Raw genomic sequence first — 26,793 nt, forward strand, 5'->3', positions numbered from 1 at the left:
TCGAGGGAGTCTCAGCGGAATGCGCTTGAGGAAGTATTCGTGGGATGCAACTGCATAATTGCGTGATTTGCGGTTGCATCCCGTTCAGGCCGGGGATGCAACCACAAATCACCCTTTATTGCAATTGCGTCCCAAAACTCCAAATCACAAATCATTGGAATTCCGCCATTCTTGAAAATGAGGATTTTCTCCACGATGGGACGCAACTGCAATATCGGCTCTTTTACAGTTGCGTCCCTTGAACGACGCACATTTCAGAGCTTTACGGCACATCTATGGCGCTTCGCGAGACGAAAAAAGCCTGTGCACTGCGAAATGTAACGCAGCGCACAGGCATTGGTCAGCTAGCCGATAGTCCTCTCAGCGAGGGGAATCGGAGTGGATCAGTCCTCGAATGCCGAATCGTCAAGCGGGGAACCCGGTGGGTTCCCCGTAGGTGAGGGGAGCGGCTACGCCGCGACGGATCCGTGAGAGGACATCAGTCCTCGAACGGATCAAAGTCGCGGCGGACGCGACGACGCGGACGCTCGGAGCGCTCTTCGCGATCGGCGCGGTAATCGTCGTAGTTGTCGTCGGTGGCGTAACGCGGGTTGCGGTCAGAGCCACGGCCGCGACCACCACGGCCGGAGGAACGACGGTCGTCGCGATCGAAACCACGATCGGAGGAGCGGCGGCGACGCGGACGATCCTCATCACGATCATCACGGTCGTCGCGGTCAAAGCCACGGCCGCGACCACCACGGGAACCACGGCGATCCTCATCACGATCATCGTCACGGTCGAAGTCGCGGTCATCACGATCAGCGGAGCGGCGGCGACGCGGACGATCATCGTAATCGTCATCGAAGTCGCGGTCATCATGGTCGACCGGGCGGCGGCGACGCGGACGATCCTCATCGCGATCGTCACGGTCGAAATCGTGGTCGTCGCGATCGAAATCACGGCCGCCACGGCCACCACGACGGCGATCGTCACGGGAGCCACGGCCACCGCGACGATCGTCGCGATCGCCACGCTCGGAGCGAGCGCCGCCACGAGAACCAGCGTTGTTCTCCTGATCCTCGAAGCCCGGAATTGCCAGGGAGATCTTGCCTCGGTCGTCAACGCCCTGCACGACGACCTCGACGTTGTCGCCTTCCTTGAGCACGTCTTCCACGGAGTCGATGCGCTCACCATTGGCGAGGTTGCGGATCTGGGAGATGTGCAGCAGACCGTCGGTACCCGGGGTGAGGTTCACGAAAGCACCGAAGGAGGTGGTCTTCACGACCTTGCCGTTGTAGGTCTCGCCGGCCTGCGGCACATGCGGGTTGGCGATGGAGTCGATGATCTGCTTGGCCTTCTCAGCGGCCTCGCCGCCCTCGGAGGAGATGAAGACGGTGCCGTCATCCTCGATGGCGATCTCAGCACCGGTGTCTTCCTGGATCTGGTTGATCATCTTGCCCTTCGGGCCGATGACTTCGCCGATCTTCTCAACCGGAACGGTGGTGGTGATGATGCGCGGAGCGTACTCGCTCATCTCAGCCGGGCCATCGATGCACTCGTTGATGACCTCGAGAATGGTGGTACGAGCTTCCTTGGCCTGCTGCAGAGCGGCGGCCAGGATGTCGGCCGGAATGCCGTCGAGCTTGGTGTCGAGCTGCAGGGCGGTGATGAACTCGGAGGTGCCTGCCACCTTGAAGTCCATGTCGCCGAAGGCATCCTCAGCACCCAGGATATCGGTCAGGGTCTTGTAGATGTGCTTGCCGTCAACGTCGCCGGAGACCAGACCCATGGCGATGCCAGCAACCGGAGCCTTCAGCGGCACGCCGGCGGCGAGCAGGGACAGGGTGGAGGCGCACACGGAGCCCATGGAGGTGGAGCCGTTGGAACCAATAGCCTCGGAGACCTGACGAATGGCGTACGGGAACTCTTCGCGGCTCGGCAGCACCGGCACGAGAGCCTTCTCGGCGAGGGCGCCGTGGCCGATTTCGCGGCGCTTCGGGGAGCCGACGCGGCCGGTCTCACCGGTGGAGTACGGCGGCATCTCGTAGTTGTGCATGTAGCGCTTGGACTGCGGACCGCTCAGAGCGTCGATCTGCTGCTCCATCTTGAGCATGTTCAGGGTGGTGACGCCCAGGATCTGGGTTTCGCCGCGCTGGAACAGGGCGGAGCCGTGCACGCGGGGCACGATGTCCACTTCGGCGGACAGGGTGCGGATGTCGCGCAAGCCACGGCCATCGATGCGGTAGTCCTGGGTCAGGATGCGGCGACGCACGATCTGGCGCTGCAGCTCCTTGAAGGCGTTGCCGAGTTCCTTGTCCTTCTCGGCGTCGTCCAGCTCCGGGAACTCGTTGGCGAGCACCTCGCGCACGTGTTCCTTGATCTCGTGGATGCGATCCTGACGCGGCAGCTTCTCGGCGATGGAGAGGGCTTCGTCCAGATCCTTGTGGGCGATCTCGTCGATGCGGGAGTACAGCTCGTCGGTGTACTCCGGGAAGAGCTCGAATTCCTTGGTTTCCTTGGCGGCCTTCTCCTTGAGCTCGTTCTGAGCCTCGCAGATCACCTTGATGAACGGCTTGGCGGCCTCGAGACCCTGAGCCACGACGGTCTCGTCCGGCTTGGTCTGGCCCTCGTCGTAGATGAGATGCCAGGCGTTCTTGCCGGCGCCGGCCTCAATCATGGCGATGGCGACGTCGCCGTTCTCGATCACACGGCCGGCGACCACAATCTCGAACACGGCGCGCTCGCGCTCGCTCCAGCGCGGGAAGGCGACCCACTGACCGTCGATCAGAGCCAGGCGCACACCGGAAACCGGGCCGGAGAACGGCAGACCGGAGATCATGGTGGAGGCGGAGGCGGCGTTCAGGGCGATGACGTCGTAAGCGTCATCCGGGTTCACGGCGAGCACGGTCTCGACGACCTGCACTTCGTTGCGCAGGGTGTGCGGGAACAGCGGGCGCAGCGGGCGGTCGATGATGCGGCAGGCGAGGATGGCCTCGGAGCTCGGACGGCCCTCACGACGGAAGAAGGAGCCCGGAATCTTGCCGGCTGCGTACATCTTCTCTTCCACGTCGACGGTCAGCGGGAAGAAATCGTAGTTCTCCTTCGGGCTGGAGCCGGCGGTGGTGGTGGACAGAATCATCGAATCGTCGTCGAGGTAGGCGGCCACAGCACCATCAGCCTGCTGTGCAAGGCGGCCGGTCTCGAAGCGCAGCGTGCGCTTGCCGAACGATCCATTATCGATTACGGCCTCAACGGCCTTGATTTCGGGACCCTCCATAGGGTTCCTCCTTTTTTACTTATCTGTTATTCCTACATACAGTTGCGGCTTCGCGCCGCATGTCCTCTTCAGCGGACGTCACATACCGTGTTTCGGCTGGCCCCTTGGCCACCGTTTCCTCGTGTCAACCCATTCATTCGGGTTCTCTTTTCGGCCTTGCCTATCTGAACATCGGCACTTGGCTTGATTTGCGTAATGCAGCACAGTGCTTGTTTGCGGCCTATCCTCTAACCCTCTTGCTGTTGTTGCCGTTGGCTGGCGTATGTAAAACGCCCGAGCACCATTGTAGGTACTCGGGCGGAAGTCTGAAATTATCGACGCAGACCCAGACGCTCGATGAGGGAGCGGTAACGGTTGATGTCAACGCCCTTGAGGTAGTCAAGCAGACGACGACGATCACCGATCATGAGCTGCATGCCGCGACGGGAGTGGTGGTCGTGCTTGTGCTGCTTCAGGTGCTCGGTCAGGTCGGAGATACGCTTGGACAGGAGGGCAACCTGGACCTCGGGGGAACCGGTGTCACCTTCGTGCGTTGCGTACTCGTTGATAATCTGGGTCTTCTCTTCAGCCGTCAGTGCCACGGCATCCTCCTTAATTGTGTCGTTGCGCGGTGTTCCGTGCGGGCTCGCTCGAAACGCTCTCTATCCGCGGGCGAAATCACGCCAAATGGATACTTTACGGCAGGGTGCGGACCGCACAGAGCATCCGCAGCAATCAAGTAATCACACAGCGGTCAGCAGCCCGCCGAACAGTACGACGAACAGCGCCAACGTCTCAATCACAAAGTACAGAATGAAGCTTGCCCAGCTTTTGGTGAGCACATTGAGCGGCGAGCTTTTCTTGATGACGACCAGTAGGCCTACGAAGATCACGGCATACACGGCGATGCCGATGGCCGCGGACAGAATGCCGAGGTTTGCCGCGTTGGCCAGGGCCGACTGATCGCCGTACACCACATAGGTGGAATACCAGAAGTTCAGGTTGAGCATGCTCAGGCCCGCGATGAATTGCTCGAAGGCGAGACCCAGCACGAATACGATCAGCCAGGGCCAGGATGGCGAGACGACCACCGCCATCGCCAGGCCCACGTAGGTGATCACCACGGCCACCCAGCCGATCAGCGCGATACCCTGCGGCGCTACGCCATTGAACATGGAGATGATGGCGTCGGTGTTGTTGACGGCCAACGTGCGGCCGAACCAGTACGGTGCGATGATTGCGGCCAGCACGCCCACGATGATGGCCACCCAGCGCATCGGATGCGAGCGCCGACGTTCGATGTCCGCCAGCGACAGGTCGCTGACCGGAATCGAAGCCTCGGGGTGCTTGGAAACCTCAACGGTCTCCACTTTGCCGCCCACCACTTCGATAGCCTCGTTGGGTTCCCTGTTCATGCACCGCCTCACCGACTGCGTCTGATTCACACTGCTTTATCTGCAACGACCACATTAATAGCGGGTCGCCACATAACAAAAAACCGGCGATAATTCGCCGGCTTTCAAGTGGAGCGGATGACGGGAATCGAACCCGCGTAATCAGTTTGGAAGACTGAGGCTCTACCATTGAGCTACATCCGCGTGTAGGGCGTCGCTTTTGGCGACTTGAGACATTATACACAAATCGCCGAAAGCGGCAAGCCCGTCTGTCTACAAAGTCCTGCGCCGAGGTTCCCGATGACGGAGAAGCCTCGGCACAGGTACGTAGTCACGCTGAAATCACAGGTGGATGAAGCGGGCCTCGTATGGGGCGAGGTCGGCGTCGAGCGGCTCCTTGATTACGGCGTTGCCTTGCTCATCGGCACCGGCGTTCAGGTGAACGTGCTGCTCGAGTTCGGAGAAGTTGAACAGACCGACCAGCACGGCGTCATCGACCTTGCGGACCACGGCGAGCACGGCATCGTTGAAGGTGTCCCAGGTGGAGACCCAGGCGTCCGGAGCGAAGCAGGGGTCATGACGCTCTTCGCGCAGGCCTTCCATGCCCTTGAACAGTCGGTTCTGGAGCGTGCCTGCCTTCTTGCGCAGTGCGGCCTTGTCCCAATCGAACTTGCTGCGGTGCAGGTTGCGGCTGTCCTCCACGCGATCGGGGTCTTCCTTGTAATCCCAGCCGTTGAGCTGGCCGATCTCATCACCACAGTTGAGCATCGGGAAGCCACGCAGGAACGCCATGGTCTGGTGCATCAGCAGGTCGCGCTTGATGGAGGTCTCGAGCAGCGGCTTGTCGTGCGTGATGATGGCCTTTTCGATGCCGGTGAGGGAGGCGGTGGTGCCGCAGCTGCGGGCGTCGCGGGTGGCTTCGTCGTAGTTGTAGAGCTCGCCCATCGACCAGCTGCCAGGCACTGCGCCCTCGTAGAAGTGGTACAGGAATTCCTTGTGCTTGAGCGGGTCGATGTCGAGGTAGCGTTCCACGTCCTCATCGAGACCCCAGCCGATGTCGTCATGGCAGCGCAGGTAATTGACGAACCAGCAGTTGTCGGGCAGGGCGTCGAACTGGTCGATCTGGTTCTTGAGCAGGCGCACGTCGCGGCTGGCGAGCGCGCTCCACAGGTTCACCATGATGGACACGTTGTAGAGCATGTGGCACTCGGGGGCTTCCGGGGTGCCGAAGTAGGCGGCGAGCTCCTTGGGAGCCATCACCACTTCGCCCTTGAGCACGACCGCCGGGCAGACGCATTCGAGGATAATGCGCAGCATGCGCACGATGGTGTGTACCTGCGGCAGGTTGCGGCAGTTGGTGCCGAGCTCCTTCCAGATGTACGGCACGGCGTCGATGCGGAAGACCTCCACACCAAGGTTGGCCAGATGCATCACGGAGCCCATCATGGCCACGAGCACCTTGGGGTTACGGTAGTTCAGATCCCACTGGAACGGGTAGAACTGGGTCATCACCCACTTGTTCATCTGCTCGTTCCAGCTGAAGTTGCCCGGCGCGGTGTTCGGGAAGACCTGCGGCACGTGGGCGTCATACTCGTCCGGAACCGTGCGGTCGTCGTAGCAGAAGTAGTAGTCCTGGTATTCGGGGTCGCCGGCCTGCGCGGCCTTGGCCCAGCGGTGGGTGGAGGCAGTGTGGTTCATTACGAAGTCGATGCACAGGCTGATGCCGGCGCGGCGCAGTTTCTTGGCGAGGGCGGCGAGGTCCTCGTTGGTGCCGAGCTTCGGATCCACATTGTCGAAGTCCTCGACCGCATAGCCGCCGTCGTTGTTCGGGTGCGGCATCTGCAGCAGCGGCATCAGGTGCAGGTAGGTGAGCTTCTGCTCCTTCAGGTACGGAATCTTGTCGGCAAGCTTCTTCAGGTCGCCGGCGAAGAGGTCGGTGTACATGGTCATGCCGAACATGTCGCCGCGCTTGTACCATTCGGGATCTTGTTCGCGGGTCTTGTCGAGGCGCTTCAGATCGGTTGGGCGGTCGGCGTAGGCGGCGGCCATGGATTCGAGGAGCGCGTTGAAGTCTTCGGCGGCGGTTGCGCGCTCGCCGTACAGGCTCATGAAGAGGGTCTCGAGCTCTTCCTTACGGGAGTCGAGGCGGGAGAGAAAGACCGGGCTTGGAGTATGGCGCTTGGCTGCGGCGCCGGACTTCGTCGAGACTGCGCGCTTTGCCGTCGATCGCGTGGCCGTCTTCACTGTTTTTGCAGTCTTGGCCTTGGCTGCGGTGGTTGTTTCTTGTACCGATTGGTTACCCTGAGCCATCGGAAACTCCTTCGTCCCATTCTTTTGCCCGCGTCAACCGTTTGACGTTGATGCCTATAATATCGAACCGGTTCGACAGCGGTATGCGCGACACACCGTGCTATTTCGCGTATTGCAGCGGCTCGTTCAATCGGCAAGCGCGACCACAGCCGAGGCAATCGGGCCATCGTGACTCAGGGAAATGTGGATGACGGGAATCGAACCCGCGTAATCAGTTTGGGAGACTGAATTACTGACAATATCTCCATCGTTTGCATAATCGCTCTTGGGATTTCGCACATCATCACGAGAAGATCCACCGCAATCAACCGTCAGCTCACGGAAAGCACGAGCAACTACGCCGGAAAGCATCACATGCGGCACTCCACGCGAATCATCGAGGACTTCCACTTCGCGCCACGGGAAGTTGTCCAGCGTGAACGGGTAGGACCGCTCCCCCAGCGCCTCGCACCACGCTTTGAGGAACGCCTCCTTGCCAGCCCACTTGGCGGCCAGATGCACAGCTTCGCCATCGTTTTTGAGCCGCGCACGCTCGGCGGCCTGACGTAGCTCGCGCACGGAGAACAGCGAGCGCATATGCGACCCCGGTTCGGCCAGCTGCTCGGCGAATGCGGCGACATCGACCACGTCATGTCCCAGACCATATGTGTTCATGATTTCTATTGTCCATCGTCAATACACGTTTAGGAACGATTGTCACATGCTCCCACCGAGGCAATGCTACGTGCTGAACTTGCAGCGCGTCATATCTCGCTTACGAGGGGTACATTCTCGGACCGTCGGAGGTCTATCTGCTTTGCGAGGGGTTGTTGCCCAAGTAGCAGCAGCCCCAAAACGTTGAAACAGCGTTATGGGAATGCCGTTTATAGACGGACTCACACGGATCAGATACCCCTCGCAAAGCAGATAGCATTCCGCAACAGAGCCAATGTACCCCTTCCAACGCAGAAACCCCTCCGAAGAGGGGTTTCCGCAGCGTTACGAGGTCAAGCATCAGGCTGAGCCGTAAAGCGGGAAACCCAATGGGTTTCCCGTAGGCGAAATGAGCGGGACATACCACAGGTGTCCCGCGAAGGAATCCTGATGGGAGCCGTCTGAATCAGGCTTCGTAGAAGCCAGATTCACCGAGGCGAGCATCAGGATTCAGCAGCATCGCCTTTTCGACTTCGTGGTGATCATAGCCGCGGTGATCCTCATGGAAGCGACGGTTGTCGATCGGCTCGTAGAGCGCGGCGCGACCCATCATGCCTTCCTCGAGGTGGCGCTGGCCAGCGGCGAGGCGCTCGTTGGCGCGTTCACGCCACTTGGCCAGAGCCTCCTCACCATCGGCCTTGGCCACGGCGGCTTCGAAAGCACCAGGATGGACCAGCGCCACGAAACCGGACACATGGCCGAAGCCAAGCGATGTGGCCAGACCGGCCTTGACCGGGCGACCAGTGGTCTCGCGGCCAAACTGGTCTTCACCGCCGCCGATGCGCAGCGGCTTGCGCAACCAGACCATGTGGTCATCACGCTGCAACTTCGGATCGACGCAGTCGAGCGACGCGTTCGCCGGAATCACGCCGGACTTGAACAGCTGGGTCAGGCCGTTGACCTGGAAGATGCAGGCACCGCCCTTGGCGTGGCCGGTGAGCGTCTTCTGGGAGATCACGAACAGCGGGTTGCCGTCCGTGCGGCCGATTGCGTGGGCCAGCGTGTTGTGCAGCTCGGATTCGTTCGGATCGTTGGCATTCGTGGACGTATCGTGCTTGGAGACCACGGCGATATCGTCCGCGGAGACGCCCAGCGCGGCCAGATCGCGCACCAGCTTGGACTCGCGGCCACCGAGGCCTGCCGCCAGAGCGCCAAGGCCCGGAGCCGGAATCGAGGTGTGCGCACCGTCGGCATAGCTGTGGATGAAGCCGACCACGGCCGCGACCGGCAGACCGAGCTTTTCGGCGATGTCGCCGCGGGTCACCAAGATCGTGCCGCCGCCCTGGGATTCCAGGAAGCCGCCACGACGACGGTCGTTCGCACGGGAGAAGAAGCGCGCGTCGATGCCCTTGCCGTACATTTCGGCGGAGTTGGCGGTGGCGTTCATGTTGCCGAAGCCAATCACGGATTCCACGCCGATGTCGTCGATTGCGCCGGTGACCACGAAATCGGCCTTGCCGAGCGCGATCTTGTCGACGCCTTCTTCGAGGGAGACCGCGGCGGTGGCGCAGGCGGAGACCGGCTGAATCATGTTGCCGTAGCCGCCGATGTAGGACTGCATCACATGCGCGGCCACCACGTTCGGCAGAGCTTCCTGCAGAATGTCGGTCGGAATCTCATGGTTGAGGAAGCGGTCGAGGTAGAGCTTGCGCATCGAAGCCATGCCACCGAAGCCTGTACCCTGCGTGGAGGCGACCAACGACGGGTGAATCGACTGCAGGATTTCAGCCGGAGTGAAGCCCGCGTTCAGGTAGGCGTCCACGGTAGTGACGATGTTCCACAGTGCGATCTTGTCCACGTCGCCGACCATCGATGCCGGAATACCCCAGCGGGTCGGGTCGAAGCCCTTCGGGAACTGGCCGCCGACCGTGCGGGTCATCGTGGCGCGACGCGGCACGCGAATCATCGAGCCGGCGTGGCGGGTCACATTCCATTCGCCGGATTCGGCGTCCGGGGCAATGGTGGTGTGCTTGGCGTCCAGCTTGACGTATTCTTCGGCGACTTCGCGGCTCGGCACGGAGAAGGTGACATCGTGGTCCAGGAAGACCTCGGCTTCCTCTTCGTCAGCGCCATCCTTGTAGTCGTTACCCATGCCTTCCTCGAATGGACGGATGCCGGAGCGGGCCACGACCTCGTCGTGGTAGCGCTCGGCGATATCCTCTTCAGGCACCAGGTTGCCGTCGGTGTCGTACCAGCCTGGCTTCGGGCTGTCAGCCCAGGTCAGTAGGCCCATGTTCCAGGCCAGTTCAAGCACCGCGCCGGCGCTCAGGTCGACTTCACCATCCGAATGGATGCCCAGTTCGGCTTCGGCACGAGTGCGGCCGGAACCCCACGGTCCGAGTTCGCCGATGGACACGATGACGATTTCGTCCTCCGGCTTGGCGGTGACGCCCTGCCAGTCGGCCAGGTCGACATGCGCCTGCTTGGTGACGATTGGTGTAGGCAGAGCCTTGAGGGACGCAGCGATGGCACTGCTTTCCTCATCCGATTCCTCATTCGAGGAAGCTTCCTTCTCGGCATCCGCCATGGCCTCCGCGCGCAGGGCCTTGATGTCGATGGGCTCGGAGCCGAGGCCACCGGTCAGGTCCACGTCGAGCGGTGCCTTGATGGCTTCCGCACGCGATTCCGCGGTGCACAGATCAAGCAGCTTGGCTGCAATCTGCGCGGTGGAATAGGTGTGGATGCCGTGACGCTCCACCACGTTGACCAGCGGATCGTTGCCGCCCATCAGGCCGGTGCCGCGCACCCAGCCGATCTTCGGGTGGGCGAAGGTCACGCGGCCGGCCCATGCATCGCGCTCGGCACGGGCACGATTCACCACGGCATCGAAGGCGGACTTGACTTCGCCATAAGCACCGTCACCGCCGAAGACGCCACGGTTCGGGGAGCCGGGCAGCACCACGTGCAGCTTGTGCTGCACGTTGGTGTCTGCACCGATCTTGGACAGGCCAGCGATCGCGCGTTCCACGCCCCAGAGCATGAGTCGTGCCTGGGATTCGAACAGGTCGCCGGCATCGGCCAGTGTGCCATGCACCGGCGGAGCGGCGAACGGGAAGAACAGAGTCGGCTCCCACGCGGGCTTCAGGATGGTTGTGGTGGCACCGGAGGTCTTCTTTTGCTCGTGGCCCACCCAGTCGACCAGCGCATCCACATCGCGGTAGCTGGAAAGGTTGGCCGGCACCAGCCACAGCTTGGCATTGCCGGTGGCGTGCTCGCGGTAGGCCTGCTTGGCCCATGCCTTGACGGATGGCTTGAAGCTGTGCGAGGTGGCCACCACGGTGGCACCGCCGGCAAGCAGACCTTCGACCACCTGCGCGGCGATTGAGTTCGGGCTCACACCGGTCACGATGGCGATGTCGTTCGCGAAGCGGGATGCGGCAGCATCAGAAGCAGCCGGCTCGAGGGCTTCGGCAGCGACCTTTTGGAAGGCGGCCTTGAGATCATTGTCGGCCGCATGGTCAGCGAACCAAGTGGCTTCGTCGGCGATGGTCTTGCCGAGGCCGATGAAGCTGCCGGCAAGCGTGGAGGCGTCGCGGTTGTAATAGGCACGCGCCAGATCCTCGCGCGCGGAAGCCCAACGGTCGTCAAAGAGGATGGCCTTGTTCGCATCGAAGCGAGGTTCAACCTGCTTGGGCCAGTCGGAGCCAAGTTCGGCTTCGACCGCAGCCACCACGGCCGCATTCTCATCCTCGGACTCTTCCGGCACCGGAGCGGCCACGCCGAGCTCGTTCAGCACGAAGCGAGCCGTGGCGGCAAGCACGCCGTTGGAACCAGTGACCTTCTCAGCGAAGGCATCAAGCGCCGCAGAATCCACCACAGCACCACCGGCCGCGCCGCCTGCGGACGGCAGGGCAACCGAAACACCCTTGAGCTGGGCGACGGCCTGTACGGCAGCATCGATGAGCTTATCGGCTTCGGCCTTGGACTGCACGGCTGCGGTTGGCAGCTTGGCCAAGTCGCCGCCACGGGAGCTGGCACCTTCACGGGTGTCGAGTAGCAGCGCGGCAAGCACGCTGGCCACCCAACCTTCGCCGAGCTGCCAGACGTTGGTCACACGGTCGCGAATGTACTGCTGCTTAACGCCAGCGGCACCGAACAGAGCACGCAGACGATCGCGCAGCGCTTCGGACAGCACAGCACCGAACGGCTTGTAGTTCGGGGCGGCCTTGTTGACGATTTGCGCAAGCTGCACCAGCGTCGCCTCGGCAGCGCCATCCACACTGGCCACGCCCAGTTCGGAACTGATATCCATCAGCAGCTGGTTACGACGGGAAGAGACGCCGTTGGTCAAGGTGTCGGTGGTGTCGGTGCTGCCAATCTGGTCGAGGCGCACCTTGGCGGAGTAGGCCATGAGCACACCGATGGCGTCGGATGCCTTGAAGGGGAGATCCTCGACGGCAGCACCACTAGGAGCACCGGCGGCAGGAGCAGGCACAGGAGCCGCAGCGGCAGCATTCCCTTCAACGGTAGGATCCTTGGCAGGGGCAACGCCGGAGCCGAGCTTGGCGACGGCGGATCCGCCAGCGGGAGCGGTCTCAACCGGAGCTGAGGGCGCAGTCTCTTCGGAATCTTCCTCGGGCACCAGGGAATCGGTATCAGTCATGTAGACGCGGCCTTCATCGCGGCCCACGTTGTAGACCACGGTGTCAACACCAGCGAATTCAGGCAGACGCAGGGTCTTGGCACCGAGGTTGGCGAGTGTAGGCGCGTTGCCGAGGCCGACTTCCACGTATTCCTCAACGCCGAGGCCGCCAGCGGTTCGCGAGCCGAAGAGCAGCGCCTGGGTTTCGATCCAACGCACCGGGGATGCGAACTGCCAGGAGAGCAGTTCGGTCAGCAACAAGCGGCCGAGCTTCTGGTCGTCGGCGGCGTAGGAATCCCACACAGCCGGGTTCTCCAGAGCCTCGCGGATGCGCTCGGACGGCACGACTTCGAGAATCTTCGCCGCGAATTCCTTGGTCATCTCGAACGGTGTGGCCACCAGGTTCGGAATGTAGCGGCCGACCAAGCGGCCACGGTAGTCGATGTGCTGCGGCAGCAATGCGTCGAGCTTGTCGCGGAACTCCGGCACACCCTTCCTGAGTAGGGTGGAGTGGAACGGCACGTCGATGCCCGGCACCAGCATGAACGCCGGCTTGCCGCCGTATTCGGCGACTCGGCGGGCGGCGTCGGCCTTCAATGCCTTGAGACCGGCGATGGTACCGGCGATGGCGTACTGCTGGCCGGCAAGGTTGTAGTTCACGATCTGCAGGAATTCGCCGCTCTTCTTGGCCACGGATTCCACGTATTCCTTCACGTGAGCGTCATCCACGCCGAACTGGTTCGGTCGCAGGGCTCCCATGCGGTAGTTGGAGCGGCCCTGGGCATCGCGATCGATCAGGTGATGCATCGTGGAGCCGCGGTGGAACACGAGTTCGAGCACGGTTTCCAGTGGGATCACGCCGGCGAATGCGGAGAGCGCATTGTATTCGCCGAGCGAATGGCCGGCGAAGTAGGCGGGCCAGATATCGGCACCGGCTTCGCGCAGACGAGCGGTCTGGGCGAAGGCCACGGTGGCGAGCGCCACCTGGGTGAACTGGGTCAGGTTGAGCAGGCCTTCAGGATGGCGGTAGGTGACGCCGTTGGCGGTCAGTTCCTTCGGGTTATCGCGCACGAGGCCGATGATCGAGAAGCCCAGCTTGGATCGGGTGAGCTTGTCGGCGCGCTCCCACACGTCGCGGGCCGCGGCGGACTTGGCACGCTCGTCCAGCACCATGCCTTGCTTCTGGATGCCCTGGCCGGGGTAGACGAAGGCGGCGCGAGGCGCGCGCACCAATGCGGTGCCGCGGGAGACGAGCTGGCCGTCGATACGGCAGGTGACTTCGAGGGCCATGCCGCCGTGGCTTACCTTGCCGACGCGTTCCACGGAGATCTCCACCTGATCGTTCAGCTGGACCATGCCGTACATGTTGTAGGTCCAGCCGGCAATCTCGTAGTGCGCACCCTTCTCGTCGGTGGCCTGCACCGCGTGCTGGGCGGTGGCGGAGAGCCACATGCCGTGCACAAGCGGAGCCTGCAGCCCGGAGATGCGAGCGCCGCGCGTGGAGGTGTGGATCGGGTTGAAGTCGCCGGAGGTGCGGGCGAATGCGGTCATGTCGCCGGGGGCGGTGACCTTGACGCGGCGCAGCAGACGCCTCGGCGTAGGCTCAATCTCGTCATGCTCGGCGTCGCCGAATTCAGGGGCGTCGGTCGGCAGCGCGTCGGAGTAGACGCGGCCGCGGATGGCGAAACGTTCGGTTTCACGGGCGAGCAGCGTGCCGTCGGCGGCGGTGTGGGTCACATGGATGGTGACCACGCGGCCGGAGGCGGATTCGAAGTAATCCTCCGCCCAGGAAGCCAGTGTGACGGTTTCGCCGACGTGGCGCAGCAGCTCGTCCTCATCAACCTCAAGTTCGATGAGATGGTCGAGATGCACGGCGTTGAGCAAGCCCTCAATGACTGGGTAGCCGTTGACGGACACGGAACCGAGCGCCGCGTAGATCGCCGGCCAGGCCGGGCCGACCAGCGCGTCGGGGGCGATGCGGCTGGGCTGCAAATCGGCCGGCAGCGCACCGCCGGTGGCCGCCTCATGATCGAAGCCGAGGTTGGCGGACAGGGTGTAGGTGGTATGTGCTTCGCCGAATACGCGATCGGCGGCGGCCACGATCTGAGGCATTGCGGCGAGCTTGTCGCCGGTGATGGCGGTGTTGCCGATGCCTGCGGTGGCGGCAAGCATCGCGTACACGTCCGGAATCAGTCGTTCACGGTCCACGACCGGCACGCGGCCGGGCTCAGCGCCGTCCACGATCAGCGGGATGACGATGTCGCGCACGGCGTGCTTGGAGGCGCCGCCGTCCGGGTCGTTGTCCCAGAAGGTATCGAGATGGATGTCGAGGTCGTACTTGCCGGCTGCGGCATCGAATGCGCGAATCTCGTAGTGCTTGTCGCCCAGGGCAGTACCGTAGGCGGGATTGTCGGTGATGTGGCCGACCCAAGAGATGTTCGGGGACTTGCGGATGAAGTCCTCGGCGGAGGTCGCTTCGCCGAGCGCGGCGAAATCGTTGGCTTCGGACTCAGCTTCGCCAGACTCCGCCTCCTTGGCGCGCTCGATGGCGGCATGCTCGAAGCGACCAAGAATCGAGGCAACCGGCTCGTCCACGGTGGTGATGCCGGCCACGGAGATAGGGCCGGGAATGGCACGCACGGAATCAGCGGAATACCGCGCATCTTCGGACTGCCAGAGCTGATCCTGACCCCACCAGCGCAGCAGATCGTTGTCGATGACCGGCACGAACGGCATTGGCTTCGGGTATTCACGCACGAGCACTGGGAACCAGGCCACATCCGCAGGTACCACCTTGAGTTCAGTAGTACGTGGGTAGACCTCGGCCAGCTTGGCGAGTGCTGCGGATGGGTCGGCAGCCACATCGGCGCGAGTCAACAGTCCGACCGCGGCAGCCTCTTCGGCAGTGGCATCAGCTTCAGCGAACAGTTTAGAGGTGAATTCGCCGGAATCGGTGCGATTGACGCGGGCTTCGATGCGCTCGAGCAGGTGCTGGAAGCGGTCGGCATACGTGGGATCGACCCATGGGAAGGCGAGATCGGCGAAGCGCTGCGCCCATTCCAGATAGGTCATGGAGGCAAGGTCGCCGAAGTACGGCTTGGCGGTCTTGTCCAGCGCGGCGATAATCTCCTCACGACGGGAATCCAATTCCTCCGGGTGCTTCATCACGCGCACCAACAGTCGACCGCACTCGGCGGAAGCGTTTTCCAGTTCGTAGATGTCCGCATGCAGGTGGCTCAGGCCAGAGGAGACACCACCCACGGACTTGCCGGACGGCACCCAGTGCGCGGACTGCGGCGCGAACACGTCGGCAGTGGCGCCTTCGACACCATCGCCGGCGGCCGCAGCTCCGGCAATGCCCGGCGTCTTGACCAGCAATTGCTTGACTTCAGGGCTGGTGTGCGCTTCCTTGGCGGTCATCACGGCAGTGCCCACAAGTACGCCATCCACCGGCATATCCGGCAGACCGTAGGCGCGGGCCCACTGGCCGGAAATGTAGTCGGCGGCGCGTTCAGGGGTGCCGATGCCACCGCCGGCCACGAGCACCAGATTCTCGCAGGCGCGCACGTCGGCGTAGGTGGCGGCCAGCAGATCATCCAGAGCCTCCCAGCTGTGGTGGCCACCGGCTTCGCCGCCTTCCACCTGGATCATGATGGTGGCGGGCGCCACGGCCTTGGCGATGGCCACCACCTGGCGGATCTGGTCCACGGTGCCGGGCTTGAAGCTCACGTATGGCAGACCGTCGGCATGCAGCTGCTTGATCAGCGTCACAGCCTCGTCCAACTCGGGAATGCCGGCGGAGACCACCACACCATCAATCGGGGCGCCGGACTGACGCTTCTTCGGCACGATGCGGGAGGAGCCGAACTGCAGGTTCCACAGGTAGCGGTCCATGAACATGGCATTGAATTCCACCGTGCGACCTTCTTCGAGCTGTTCCTCGAGCGCGGCCACATGGCGGTCGAACACTTCGGCGGTCACCTGGCCACCGCCTGCGAGCTCGGCCCAGTAGCCGGCGTTGGCGGCCGCAGCCACGATCTCCGGATCCACGGTGGTCGGCGTCATGCCGGGCAGCAGCACCGGCGGCTTGCCTGTGAGACGGGAGAACTTGGTGACGAGCTTGTCGCCGGCCGGCGTGCTGATCACGCGCGGCGCGAACGTCTTCCAGTTCTGCGTACGCTGGGGCTCGCCTTCCAATGTGGAGAGCGCGGCGCGTTCGGCCAGCGTGGTGGCTTCCACCACACCAACGCCGGTGCCCTGCACCACGTTGCCGATAAGCTTGCCGAGCGTATTGCCCGGCCCCAAATCCACAATCCACAGTTTGGCCGGGTTTTCAGAGGCTTCCAGCAGCTGCTTGACGCGGGCGTTCCAGTCCACGTGATTAATGAGCACTTCCTCGGCGAGCGCGCGGGCACGATCCTGATCGAATCCGCAAGCAGCCGCCCATGCCACGGTCCGTTCGACAGCCTCGCCCATCAGCGGCGAGTGGAACGGCAGGGTGACTTCCAGGTATTCCAGGGTGGGGTTGAACACGGTGCCGCCGCGCAGCTTCTGTTCGCGCAGCTTGGCCTGATGCTTGTGTTCACGCTCGGTTTCCACGGCGAACGCGGCCAGATCCTCGGGGTATCCGGACAGCACGTAATGGTTCGTGGAGTTGGTGACGGCGATGGAGATTGGGCCATGGGCGCGACCGGATTCGGCCACGCGCGCGATCAGCGCCTCGACCTGTGCCTTGTTGGCTCCCTTGACGGAGAGCATCGGGCTGGCGTCGCCATACTTGGGGGCGAGTCCCAGCGCGCGCACGCGGCGGGTGCCGGCGGCACCGATCAATGCCGCAGTAGCCAGGATTTCATTAAGTGCGTCAGCAGCGCCTTCGACGGAACCGGCTTCTTCAATGGCTCGGGCCATGTGCACGGCAAGCACACCCTGCGAGTGACCGAGCACGGCGACCGGGTGCGCGGCCGACAGTTCGTAGCCGAGATGCTCCAGATCGAGCAGTGCGCCGAGCTGGGTCAGTGCGATGCCTTCCACCGATGCGGTGGCATCGGCCGCGGCGCCAAGCTTGGCCGGGTTCGGCGTGAAGGCGAACAGATCGACCGGGCGGCCGGTGGTGGCCAGCAGGTCTGCGGCGACCGGGGTCAGCAGTCGGTTCGCGGCCTCGGCGTGCGCGTGCAGCGCATCGGCAAGGCTGGGATCGGTGGTCTGATCGGCGAGTGCGACCGGCCACGGGGTGGACTGTCCGGCGAAGGCGAGCGCATGCGGCTCAGCGGCCAGGCGATTAAGGAAGAAGGTGGTCATTGGTGTTTCCTTGAGGTTGGTGGGTTGGTTGAACGTTTAGAGCGGCTGGTTGCCGTGGTGTTTGGTGGTACGTTTCACACGCCGCTTGGTGGCCAGCGTGGCGAGCGATTCGATGATGACCTCGCGTGTCTGTTCGGGGTCGATCATCGCGTCGATCTGACCGATTTCGAGCGAAAGGTTCGCGTTCACCGTGCTGGTTTCGTAATCCTTGATGTATTTGGCTCGTAGAGCCTCCACATCAAGACCAGCGGCCTTGGCCTTGGCCAGATCGTGGCGATGGATGATGTTCACCGCGCCGGCAGCGCCGAGCACCGCGATCTGCGAACTGGGCCACGCGAAATTCAGGTCGGCGCCGATCGCCTTGGAGCCCATCACGATGTAGGCGCCGCCGAATGCCTTGCGCAGCACCACGGTGACCAGTGGCACCTGCGCGTTGGCATAGGCGTAGATCACTTTGGCGCCGCGGCGGATGATGCCGGCGTGCTCCTGATCGGAGCCCGGCTTGTATCCGGGCACATCCACCAGGGTCACTACCGGTAGGTTGAAGGCGTCGCACAGGCGCACGAATCGTGCGACTTTCTCCGAGGAATCCACATCGAGGATGCCGGCTCGCACGTTCGGCTGGTTCGCCACGATGCCCACCGGTTTGCCTTCGATGCAGGCGAATCCCACAAGCGCCGAGGCACCGAAGAGTTCCTGCACCTGCACGAATTCGCCGTAATCGGTGATGCAGCGGATCACGTCGAGCATGTCGTAGGGCTGACGTTCGTTGGCGGGTACGATGGCGGCGAGACGCTTGGCGGTGTCGCGTTCGGCGCGGGTGGCGGCGTACGCGTAGGTCGGCGGCTGGCTGTCCGCGTTGGATGGCAGGTAGGCGAGCACGGTGCGCGCGTAGTCGATGGCGTCGGATTCGTCTTCGCCGAGGTAGTGGGCCACGCCGGAGACCTTGTTGTGCACTTCGCCGCCGCCGAGGTCGGCCATCGAGATGGTCTCACCGGTGGCTGCCTTGACCACGTCCGGACCGGTGACGAACATGTTCGAGTTCTCGCGGGTCATGATGATGAGGTCGGTCAGGGCCGGGCAGTAGACGGCGCCGCCGGCACAGGGGCCGAGAATCAGGCTCAGCTGCGGCACGAATCCGCTGGCCTCACAGGTTTTGCGGAAGATGCGGCCGTACTGGGTGAGCGCGGCCACGCCTTCCTGGATGCGGGCGCCGCCGGAGTCCACGATGGCCACGATCGGCACCTTGAGATCGATGGCCATATCCATCAGTCGGCAGATTTTCTCACCTTCCGCGGTGCCCAACGTGCCACCTTTGACGGAGAAGTCCTGCGCATAGACGGCGACTTTGCGACCGTAGACGAGGCCGAATCCGGTGATGACCGCGGCCCCGGCGTTGCCGCCGGCGATGTTGCCGCCCTGGAATCGTCCGATTTCCTCGAACGAACCGGTGTCGAACAGCAGATCGAGGCGTTCGCGCGCGGTTTTCTTGCCTTTGGCATGCTGCTTGTCGCGGGCGCGGTCTTCGGCGGCGCGGGCCAGTTCCGCGGCTTTGACCACGGCCGCGCGCAATGGCTGGTGGGTGGACGGCTGTGCGGCGTCGGCGCCTGCGGAGGCGGAGGCTCCCGTTCCGGCGGCGGCCTGCACGGCTTTGACCGCCGGCGAATCCATGATGTCAGTCATTCTTGCCGCCTTCCTGCTGCTTGCCGCCGGTCACGTCGAGCGTGACCAGGGTGTCGCCGGCCTCCACGCCGTCGGCCGGGCTGACGAAGATCTTCTTGACTTCGCCGGCCGCGGGTGCGTACACGTAGTTCTCCATCTTCATGGATTCGAGCACCACCAAAAGGTCGCCCTTGGCCACCTGCTGTCCTTCGGACACGTTGATGCGCGTCACCACGGCCTGCATCGGGGAGGCGATGATGCCGGATTTGGCACCATCGTTCACCTTGGCCGCGCTGGAGTCGACGTTGTGCAATCCGGCACCGCGCAGCGGCTGGGTCGGGCGCTTGGCATTGCGGGCGCGGGCGGAGCCGGTCAGGTTCTCCACGATGTCGAGCGGCACGGTGAGCTTGACGCGGCGATCGTTCATCTCGATGACGAACGTCTCGGACTTGGTCTTGTCCGCGGCATCGGCGGCCGCTCCCGGAGCACCGGCGATTGCGGCGCCCAGCGATGCCGGCTGGCCGGCACGGGCGGAATTCGGCTCACGGTTCAGATACGTGCGCTCCAGCCACTTGGTGGTCACCGAGAACGGATGGCCATGCTCGGCGGTGAAGTCATCGTTGCGGAAGATCTCCTTGTACAGGGAGATCGGCGTCGGCACGCCTTCGATCACCAGCTCGTCGAGTACGCGGCGCACTCGGGCCACGGCGTCAAGACGGTTCTGCGCGGTGATGATCACCTTGCCCATCATCGAATCGAACTTCGGGGAGATCGTATCGCCCTGCTCCACGCCGGTGTCGATGCGCACGCCCGGGCCCGCCGGCCATTGGATCTTTTCGAGTGTGCCGGAGCCCGGGGTGAGGTTGGTTGCCGGATCCTCGCTGGTGATGCGCAGCTCGAAGCTGTGGCCGCGCGGTTCGGGGGCGTGAGTTAGTTCGCCGCCTGAAGCGATCACCAGTTGTTCGCGCACCAGATCGAGTCCGCTGACCTCTTCGGAGACCGTGTGCTCCACCTGCAGGCGTGGATTGACTTCAAGGAAGTACACCTTGCCGTTCGGCGTCACCATGAATTCGCAGGTGCCGAGGCCCACATAATCCACGGTGGTGAACAGTCTGCGGGAGTATTCCTCCAGCGTCGATACCACTTCCTCGGTCAGGAACGGCGCCGGCGCCTCCTCCACGAGTTTCTGGTTGCGTCGCTGCAGCGAGCAGTCGCGCGTGGAATACACGGTGAAGTTGCCGTGTGAGTCGCGGCCGGACTGGGTTTCCACATGGCGGGCCTTGTCCACGAACTTTTCGATGAAGTATTCATCGAGGTCGCCGCCCTGTAGTGCGTCGTGGTTCGTGTAGAAGCGGCGCAGCTCCTCGTCGTCATGCACCACGGTGATGCCGTGGCCTCCACCGCCGTCGGTGCGCTTCATCATGATCGGGTAGCCGTGGGTGTGCGCGAAGTCGAGCAGTGTGCGCACATCGGTCACGGGTTCGGAGATGCCCGGCACCGGCGGCACTTTGGCGCGCAATGCCACACGGCGGGCGGTGATCTTGTCGCCAAGGTCCACCAGCGCGGTGTGATGCGGCCCCACCCAAATCGCGCCGGCATCCTCGACCTTCTGTGCGAAGCTCGGCACTTCGGAAAGGAAACCGTAGCCTGGGTGTACGGCGTTCGCCCCGGAACGATGGAGGATGTCGATGAGCAGGTCTTCGTTGAGGTACGTGTCCTTGTAGGTGTCGCCGGAGAGCAGGTAGGCTTCGTCCGCCATGTCCACGTAACGGCTGTTGCGGTCCTGTTCGGCATACACGGCCACTGTGGAGATCCCCATCTCCTTGGCCGTGCGCACTACGCGAAGGGCGATTTCACCTCGGTTCGCGATCAGTAATTTTTTGACACTTTGAGTCATATCGTCAGATTGTCCTCGCGTCCTCCGGCTTCGGCAATCGGCATCCGAACAAAAGCTTTCACCCGGTTTTGTAGAGCCCAAACAAACGTCCGCGTAGGTTCCGCTTACGTAACCGGTAAGTTGAGACAGCCAAAAACACTGGAATTACAACGATTGCGCAAGTCGTCAATCATCCAACAACCAAGTTGACACTACTGTATTATTCGTCAATTACCAACAAAGATAATTTCCCAAATTTGTATTTTGATACGAAACCGAACGAAACCGCACACCCGTACGATGGCAATCACAGTTGGGAAGGCTCCTCACGTTGTGCCGGCATCCCCAGCAGGCATCCCGGCACAACGATCAAGAGAATCACAATTATTCATGCGCATATCGCGCGGCATATGCCACGCTCAGCGCAACCGTAGCGCGACTAAGGGGAACATCATGCAGACTTCACACACCGCGGCACCCACCGCCTCCACCGTATCATTCATTCGCCGCATCGCTTTGGTCTCCTGGAAGCCGGTGCTGTTCGCCGTGCTGCTGTGGCTGTCCGCCGCGGCCGGCGAAATCCCGATTCCGGGCACTCCGGTACCGATTACCCTGCAGACGTTTGTGGTGATGCTCGCCGGTCTGATGCTGCCTTGGCGTCAGGCCGGATCGGCACTGGCACTGTACATCGCCGCCGGCGCCATCGGACTGCCGGTGTTCGCCGGCGGTGCCTCCACCATGGCCCTGGTCGGCCCGAGCGCCGGCTTCATCTTCGGCTTCCTGCCGGGCGTGGTGGCGATCGCGCTGCTGCGCGGCAAGGCCGACACCACTTCCACCGCCCGCACCGCACTGACTGCGGCCCGTTACCTGTTCGCCGCCATCATCGGCGGTGTCGCCGTGGTGTACATGTTCGGTTTCCTCGTCCAGTCCGCGCTGACCGGCGCCCCCATCACCGCCGTGGCCCTGGCCTCGATGGGCTTCGTCGCCGGAGACGCCGTCAAGGCCGTGGTCGCCGCCCTGGCTGCCACCGGATTGACCAAGCTCAGCCGCTGAGTGCAAGGAATTCAGGAAATCATCCCGCTCCTCCCGAATTTCTTGCACTGAGCAGCCATCACCGCAAGGAATTCGGGAAATCGACCCATTGTCCCCGAATTTCTTGCACTCACGAACGCTCAGTGCAAGGAATTCGGGAGGTTGGGCCTCTCCACCGGAATTATGAGCGCTGACGGAAGCCTCCGGGAACACAACTAGAACAACAATTAAAAACAACTAGAACAACAACGCCTATTACAGCACACCGACGTCAGCCGTATGCACCATATGATCCACACCGTCCGACGTGCGCAGCACCAGAGACGCCTCATCGTCGAGGCCGATCGCCTTACCGGTCAACGTGGATCCGTCGGTGAAATGCGCTTCGACCTCACGGCCGCGGGCCCAGCATATGGCCTTCATTTCCGAGCGCAGCAACTCAGCCTGACCTTGCGGATCGGCAACGAACCGCGCCAAACGCCTGCCCAGCCCCTCGACCTCGCGAGCGGCCACCGCATCCTGCATCACATCGAACGACGGCAACCCCGTGGCATGCAGCTGCAAGGACGTGGACTTCGCAGTAGGCAAACGGCTGGGGTCCAGAGCCAGATTCAGACCGACGCCGAACACCAACGCCACATCATCAATACCCTCAGACGCGGGAAGCATCACCACTTCAGACAGCAAGCCTCCGAGCTTGAGTCCGTGACAGAACACATCGTTCGGCCATTTGAGCTCCAGGAAATGCTCGGCATCGACCATCGAGGCACCGGACTCCTCGATCATCCCATTGAGCGCATCGACCGTGGCCAATCCGGCGATCATCTGCAGCCAGCCGTTCACGGATGGATCCAATGCGACGGCACGCGGAATGCGCACGACATAGGAAATCGTCGAGCAGCAACCGGGCTGGCTGATCCACGTATGCCCGTTGCGGCCTCGCCCCGCCACTTGGCGGTCGGCGACCACCACAGCGACGGGCAGCCGCCCGGCATCGGGGCCGGCAGCCGCAGACGGCACCACCAGCGACCCATCCGCGATCATCTGCGCGGCGAGCGCATTGGTGGAATCGGTCTCGGCAACGCTGACAATCCGATCCGCAATGGCCTCAGTCTTCGGCAGTTGTGGCGTTGTGGTCTGTAGTGCAAGCATCATGGGCAAAACGTTACCGCATTATGGACGCCGAAGAGCCCAAAAATTCCACGAAAAACGGCTCAAAATCAAGGTTTTCGGCATATCAGCACCATGTGAACGTTCACAGGTGAGCAAAGTCACAGCCCGGCATCGCGAACGGCACCGCAATACCTTGTTGGTTGCCTTGCCGTTCGCGTGTGCGGCTACCATTGACTGACATGACGTCACCAGCCATTGCCAAGCCCACCACCGCAGGTCAGCCTTCCGCTGCGCCCATCCAAGGCCATGCTCATCCGCGATGGGCCCGTCTCGGCTCCATCGCGCGTTGGACTTTGGCGGTATTGGCTTGCCTATGGCTGGCATTGTGCACGGCAGTCGGCCCGTTGTACTGGGATTTCGAAACCGGTACCATCGCGCATTGGAACTGGGCGAATACCGCGATCTTCATTGGCTCGTTCGTCATCTATATCGGCATTATCATCGCTCTGGTACGGTTTGCCAAGCTCGGCCATGTGCTGCCCGATCAACTGAGCAAGCGACTGCAGCGAACAAGGCAGCGGTTCCTCGCGAGTGCGGCGGCTTCCCAGCAATCCAGCTCCGTGGCCGAATCCGCCGGCGAATCCAAGCCTGAGCGTACGCGCAAGCATCACATCGATCTTTCACCTCAGCGCATCGCCGCAACCATGGCACGTGCGCTGATGTTCTGCAACCGTTGGATTGTCCGCGGCACGAGCCGGTTCTGGAAGCTGCTGCTGGTGTTCTTCATCGGCTGGCTATGGATTCCCACGACATTGCTCGCCGCGTTCGGTGCGGACATCCGCTCGCAGATCCGCGAATTCAGCTGGGCATGGAATCAGTGGACGGGATTGAAACAGCCCTATATCGGATTCTTCTCGTTCGTGCCGATGGACATCTACCCCACCGCGCATTACATGTGGCCTTCCAACCCCACGTATCTGACCGACCAGCACAATATCGTGCTGACGTTGATTTACGGTGCCACAGCCTCGTTATCACGGTATGTGACCGGCTCGAACGATGCCGGCATCGTGGTGCTCGCCGCCCTGCAGATGCTGTTCGCCGTGTTCTGCTGCGCCGCCGCCTCCCATCGATTCCTGAACCGGCCGTGGATGGGCGCCGCCACCGATGCCGATGCGCACGATGCCGCCGTCGCCGCCCGGGCCAAGGCTTCGGCAACCCCTCAGCAGGCCGGCGGATTGGCCCGATTCCTGATTCTCCTGTTCTTCATGGCGTGCCCACTGGCCGTGTTCGCCACTATTTCGCTCACCAAATCACCACTGTTCGCATTCGCGTTCGTCTGGTGGTTCGGCATCTGGTACGAGCTCACGCAAACGTGGAGGCCGGCCGCCACGCTGCCGCGCCACAGCTTCATCGCCTTTATCCTAGCTACATCGGTCATGCTGATTTCCGCCAAATACGCGTGGTACATCATCGCCTTGCAAATCGTACTGGCCATCATTGCCGACCGCCGCCGCTGGACCACCTATGTGGCGGCGCTGCTCATCCCAACCGTGCTGATCCACGGCGGCATCGCCTATGCCATTTCCTCGAATATGATCATCGGCGGCGACCCGATCGAAAGCCGCGGCGTGCAACTGCAGATGATCGCGCGCGTGGCCCAGCGCAATCCGGATGGCATTTCGGATGAGGCCATGAGGAACCTCTCCCCCGTGTTCAACAAGGATCAGATGGCCGACGCCTACTCCCAGCAGGACGCCGACCCGGTGAAATCCTCCGGCATTCAGGCCAAAAAGGTCAGCTACAAGTGGCGCACGGTGACCCCGGATGACATGGCGAACTTCAATAAGGCCTGGTTGGACATCGTCAAAGACAATCCGATCATCGCGCTCGATGCGCTGCTGGCCAAATGCTTCGGCTACTTCAACGTGACCGATCAGCCGTATGTGTCCATGGGCTACTACGTGTCCAGTGATTATGTGCAGAAAAACTCGGCGTGGATCAAGTCGTACAACCATGATTGGCGCGAACGTATCGCCGGCTTCGCCAAAGCCTGGGGCTGGATCCCAGTGATCGGCTGGCCTACGCATGGCAATTTCTATGTGGTGTTGACGCTGCTGATCGGCGCTGCGGAAGTGATTCGCCGCCGTTGGCTCACCCTGATGACGCATATTCCGCTGCTGCTGCTGATGGGCGTGATGATCACCGCGCCGGCCAATAATTTCGAACGGCACATGCTGCCCGTGGCATTCGTATTCGGCTTTGTGGCGCTCACGTATTGGCGTGAGTCGCGCGCCGAGCTGGCCGCCGGCGAAAGTATGGCAAAGGCAACTGCATAGCTCAAGAATCAAGGTTTACACTATTGGGTATGCCTTCAGACTTTCTTGATCTTCTCGCCGCCGACGCAGCCGACGCCAATGACGTTTCCGCTGTGGATCGGATTCGCAAGGTTCTTTTCGAATGTCTGTTCAACGAACTCTCCGATCAGCGCGTAACCTCGCTGTTCACGCTGCTTGGATTCGATGGCGAGTTCGATTGCTATGCCATCGCCGGGTACCCCGCACGGTCTTCGGCACGGACGCGCAAGTCCATCGAAAAAATCGTTTCCGATTTCGCTGGCACCTGTTTGACGGCGGAACATGCCATGGGCAATCCGGTTGTTCCGAACGCTGATGATAGTGGGCGCGCGAATAAGTCCAATACCGTGGTCGTCGCGCTGATCCGACCTGTCGGTGCCGCTACGCCTGAGGTAATCTGCAATACGATCGCGTCGGAGTTCGACGATACCCGCCCTCTGGCATTAGGTCCGCAGCGCAGTGGCGCGGAAGGCGCAATGAAATCGATGCGTATGGCTCTGTACTGTCTGCAGGCCGCGCCTGCGCTGGCTGCCGCGGTGCCGCAGCTGCCGCGTCCGCTTCGCAATGACGATGCCTTGCCTGAACGTGCGATGATCGGCGACCCTGATGCACGCGAAGAGCTCGTGAACGTGGTGTATGGCAGCTTGGCTGCCGCAGGGCCGGATGATCCGACGTTGCTGACCGTATCGACGTTTCTGAAATATGGCGGCTCATTGGAGACGGCCGCCAAAGAGCTGAATGTGCATCCGAATACGATTCGTTATCGTCTGAAGCGTGCTGCCGAATCGACAGGCTGGGATGCGACTGATCCGCGCGAGGCGTTTGTGCTCTCCTGCGCGATTGCGTTGGGCCATATGGCCGTCTGACGGCTCAGCAATCTCCGCCAGCCAATGCAACGGCCCTCTACGGAAGATGAATCCGTAGAGGGCCGTTACTGTCATTTATGCGCATATGCGCACACACAGCAATGAGCATCATAAGATACTGGCCAGATGGCAATCCATCGTGCTGGTTGAGTATGTGCAAGTCTGAGGATTGTGTGTTGTGCGGTTTCCTGCGCGTATACGGGAAGGCCCGGTACCTTCGTGGTATCGGGCTTTCCTCAACGTTAAATGCGGCGGTGTGCTACTCTCCCACACCCTGTCGGGTGCAGTACCATCGCCGTGCCAGGCCTTAGCTTCCGGGTTCGGAATGGGACCGGGCGTCTCCCCTGGGCCATGACCGCCGCAAATCTTCAA

At 62.4% G+C, this 26,793-nt stretch carries 12 protein-coding genes, 1 tRNA gene, 1 rRNA gene and 1 pseudogene; 3 read left to right on the forward strand and 12 right to left on the reverse strand.

Annotated features, from left to right (window positions below; translation table 11 throughout):
* Positions 1–478: 478 nt before the first annotated feature.
* From F7D08_RS06475 to F7D08_RS06520, 10 genes and pseudogenes are all read right to left on the reverse strand, one after another.
* Positions 479–3,259: a polyribonucleotide nucleotidyltransferase gene (locus tag F7D08_RS06475; protein WP_152209835.1), complete on the reverse strand. Its 2,781-nt coding sequence runs from the start codon at positions 3,257–3,259 to the stop codon at positions 479–481.
* A 311-nt stretch (positions 3,260–3,570) separates the two neighbouring features.
* Positions 3,571–3,840, reverse strand: a complete 270-nt coding sequence (gene rpsO, locus F7D08_RS06485; protein ID WP_044089619.1) for a 30S ribosomal protein S15 — start codon at positions 3,838–3,840, stop codon at positions 3,571–3,573.
* A 141-nt stretch (positions 3,841–3,981) separates the two neighbouring features.
* Complete coding sequence (locus F7D08_RS06490) at positions 3,982–4,653, reverse strand: hypothetical protein (RefSeq protein WP_152209836.1); 672 nt, start codon at positions 4,651–4,653, stop codon at positions 3,982–3,984.
* Positions 4,654–4,762: 109 nt separating this feature from the next.
* Positions 4,763–4,836: transfer RNA gene (locus tag F7D08_RS06495), tRNA-Gly, on the reverse strand.
* Positions 4,837–4,974: 138 nt separating this feature from the next.
* Positions 4,975–6,942 carry an alpha-amylase family protein gene (locus F7D08_RS06500; RefSeq protein WP_152209837.1) on the reverse strand — a complete coding sequence of 656 codons (1,968 nt, stop codon included), beginning with the start codon at positions 6,940–6,942 and terminating at the stop codon, positions 4,975–4,977.
* Between the two features lie 126 nt (positions 6,943–7,068).
* The gene (locus F7D08_RS06505) at positions 7,069–7,596 is read right to left on the reverse strand and encodes a holo-ACP synthase (protein ID WP_152209838.1); all 528 of its coding nucleotides are present in this window, start codon (positions 7,594–7,596) and stop codon (positions 7,069–7,071) included.
* A 445-nt stretch (positions 7,597–8,041) separates the two neighbouring features.
* Positions 8,042–10,162, reverse strand: coding sequence for a beta-ketoacyl synthase N-terminal-like domain-containing protein (locus F7D08_RS09965; protein WP_452082086.1), 2,121 nt, complete (start codon positions 10,160–10,162; stop codon positions 8,042–8,044).
* Positions 10,150–17,515, reverse strand: a pseudogene (locus F7D08_RS06510) (fatty acid synthase subunit beta domain-containing protein); the annotation flags it as partial. The gene F7D08_RS09965 and the pseudogene F7D08_RS06510, both read right to left, overlap by 13 nt.
* A gap of 36 nt (positions 17,516–17,551) precedes the next feature.
* The gene (locus F7D08_RS06515; protein ID WP_152209840.1) at positions 17,552–19,198 is read right to left on the reverse strand and encodes an acyl-CoA carboxylase subunit beta; all 1,647 of its coding nucleotides are present in this window, start codon (positions 19,196–19,198) and stop codon (positions 17,552–17,554) included.
* The gene (locus tag F7D08_RS06520; RefSeq protein ID WP_152209841.1) at positions 19,191–21,074 is read right to left on the reverse strand and encodes an ATP-binding protein; all 1,884 of its coding nucleotides are present in this window, start codon (positions 21,072–21,074) and stop codon (positions 19,191–19,193) included. The genes F7D08_RS06515 and F7D08_RS06520 overlap by 8 nt, the downstream gene beginning before the upstream one ends.
* A gap of 432 nt (positions 21,075–21,506) precedes the next feature.
* On the opposite strand from F7D08_RS06520, the gene F7D08_RS06525 reads away from it, so the two are divergent.
* Positions 21,507–22,106 (forward strand): biotin transporter BioY, encoded by a 600-nt coding sequence (locus F7D08_RS06525; protein ID WP_152209842.1) that lies wholly within the window; start codon positions 21,507–21,509, stop codon positions 22,104–22,106.
* Positions 22,107–22,340: 234 nt separating this feature from the next.
* Here F7D08_RS06525 and F7D08_RS06530 read toward each other — a convergent pair whose 3' ends face one another.
* Positions 22,341–23,240: a biotin--[acetyl-CoA-carboxylase] ligase gene (locus tag F7D08_RS06530; protein WP_152209843.1), complete on the reverse strand. Its 900-nt coding sequence runs from the start codon at positions 23,238–23,240 to the stop codon at positions 22,341–22,343.
* Positions 23,241–23,437: 197 nt separating this feature from the next.
* Here F7D08_RS06530 and F7D08_RS06535 point away from each other — a divergent pair, with 197 nt between their 5' ends.
* Positions 23,438–25,537: a DUF6020 family protein gene (locus F7D08_RS06535; protein WP_404979657.1), complete on the forward strand. Its 2,100-nt coding sequence runs from the start codon at positions 23,438–23,440 to the stop codon at positions 25,535–25,537.
* A 29-nt stretch (positions 25,538–25,566) separates the two neighbouring features.
* Complete coding sequence (locus F7D08_RS06540) at positions 25,567–26,421, forward strand: PucR family transcriptional regulator (protein ID WP_152209845.1); 855 nt, start codon at positions 25,567–25,569, stop codon at positions 26,419–26,421.
* A gap of 246 nt (positions 26,422–26,667) precedes the next feature.
* On the opposite strand, the gene rrf is transcribed toward F7D08_RS06540, so the two are convergent.
* Positions 26,668–26,784 (reverse strand): 5S ribosomal RNA (gene rrf, locus F7D08_RS06545).
* Positions 26,785–26,793: the final 9 nt, after the last annotated feature.

Source organism: Bifidobacterium cebidarum (genome assembly GCF_009193305.1).
Taxonomy (GTDB): Bacteria; Actinomycetota; Actinomycetes; order Actinomycetales; family Bifidobacteriaceae; genus Bifidobacterium; species Bifidobacterium cebidarum.

Bases quoted from the DNA above. Each gene is read 5' to 3' on its own strand.
- F7D08_RS06540 (WP_152209845.1), top strand. From the start codon at position 25,567: ATGCCTTCAGACTTTCTTGATCTTCTCGCCGCCGACGCAGCCGACGCC.
- F7D08_RS06530 (WP_152209843.1), bottom strand. From the start codon at position 23,240: ATGATGCTTGCACTACAGACCACAACGCCACAACTGCCGAAGACTGAG.
- F7D08_RS06535 (WP_404979657.1), top strand. From the start codon at position 23,438: ATGACGTCACCAGCCATTGCCAAGCCCACCACCGCAGGTCAGCCTTCC.
- F7D08_RS06505 (WP_152209838.1), bottom strand. From the start codon at position 7,596: ATGAACACATATGGTCTGGGACATGACGTGGTCGATGTCGCCGCATTC.
- F7D08_RS06515 (WP_152209840.1), bottom strand. From the start codon at position 19,198: ATGACTGACATCATGGATTCGCCGGCGGTCAAAGCCGTGCAGGCCGCC.
- F7D08_RS06475 (WP_152209835.1), bottom strand. From the start codon at position 3,259: ATGGAGGGTCCCGAAATCAAGGCCGTTGAGGCCGTAATCGATAATGGA.
- F7D08_RS09965 (WP_452082086.1), bottom strand. From the start codon at position 10,162: ATGGCGGATGCCGAGAAGGAAGCTTCCTCGAATGAGGAATCGGATGAG.
- F7D08_RS06520 (WP_152209841.1), bottom strand. From the start codon at position 21,074: ATGACTCAAAGTGTCAAAAAATTACTGATCGCGAACCGAGGTGAAATC.
- F7D08_RS06500 (WP_152209837.1), bottom strand. From the start codon at position 6,942: ATGGCTCAGGGTAACCAATCGGTACAAGAAACAACCACCGCAGCCAAG.
- F7D08_RS06525 (WP_152209842.1), top strand. From the start codon at position 21,507: ATGCAGACTTCACACACCGCGGCACCCACCGCCTCCACCGTATCATTC.
- F7D08_RS06490 (WP_152209836.1), bottom strand. From the start codon at position 4,653: ATGAACAGGGAACCCAACGAGGCTATCGAAGTGGTGGGCGGCAAAGTG.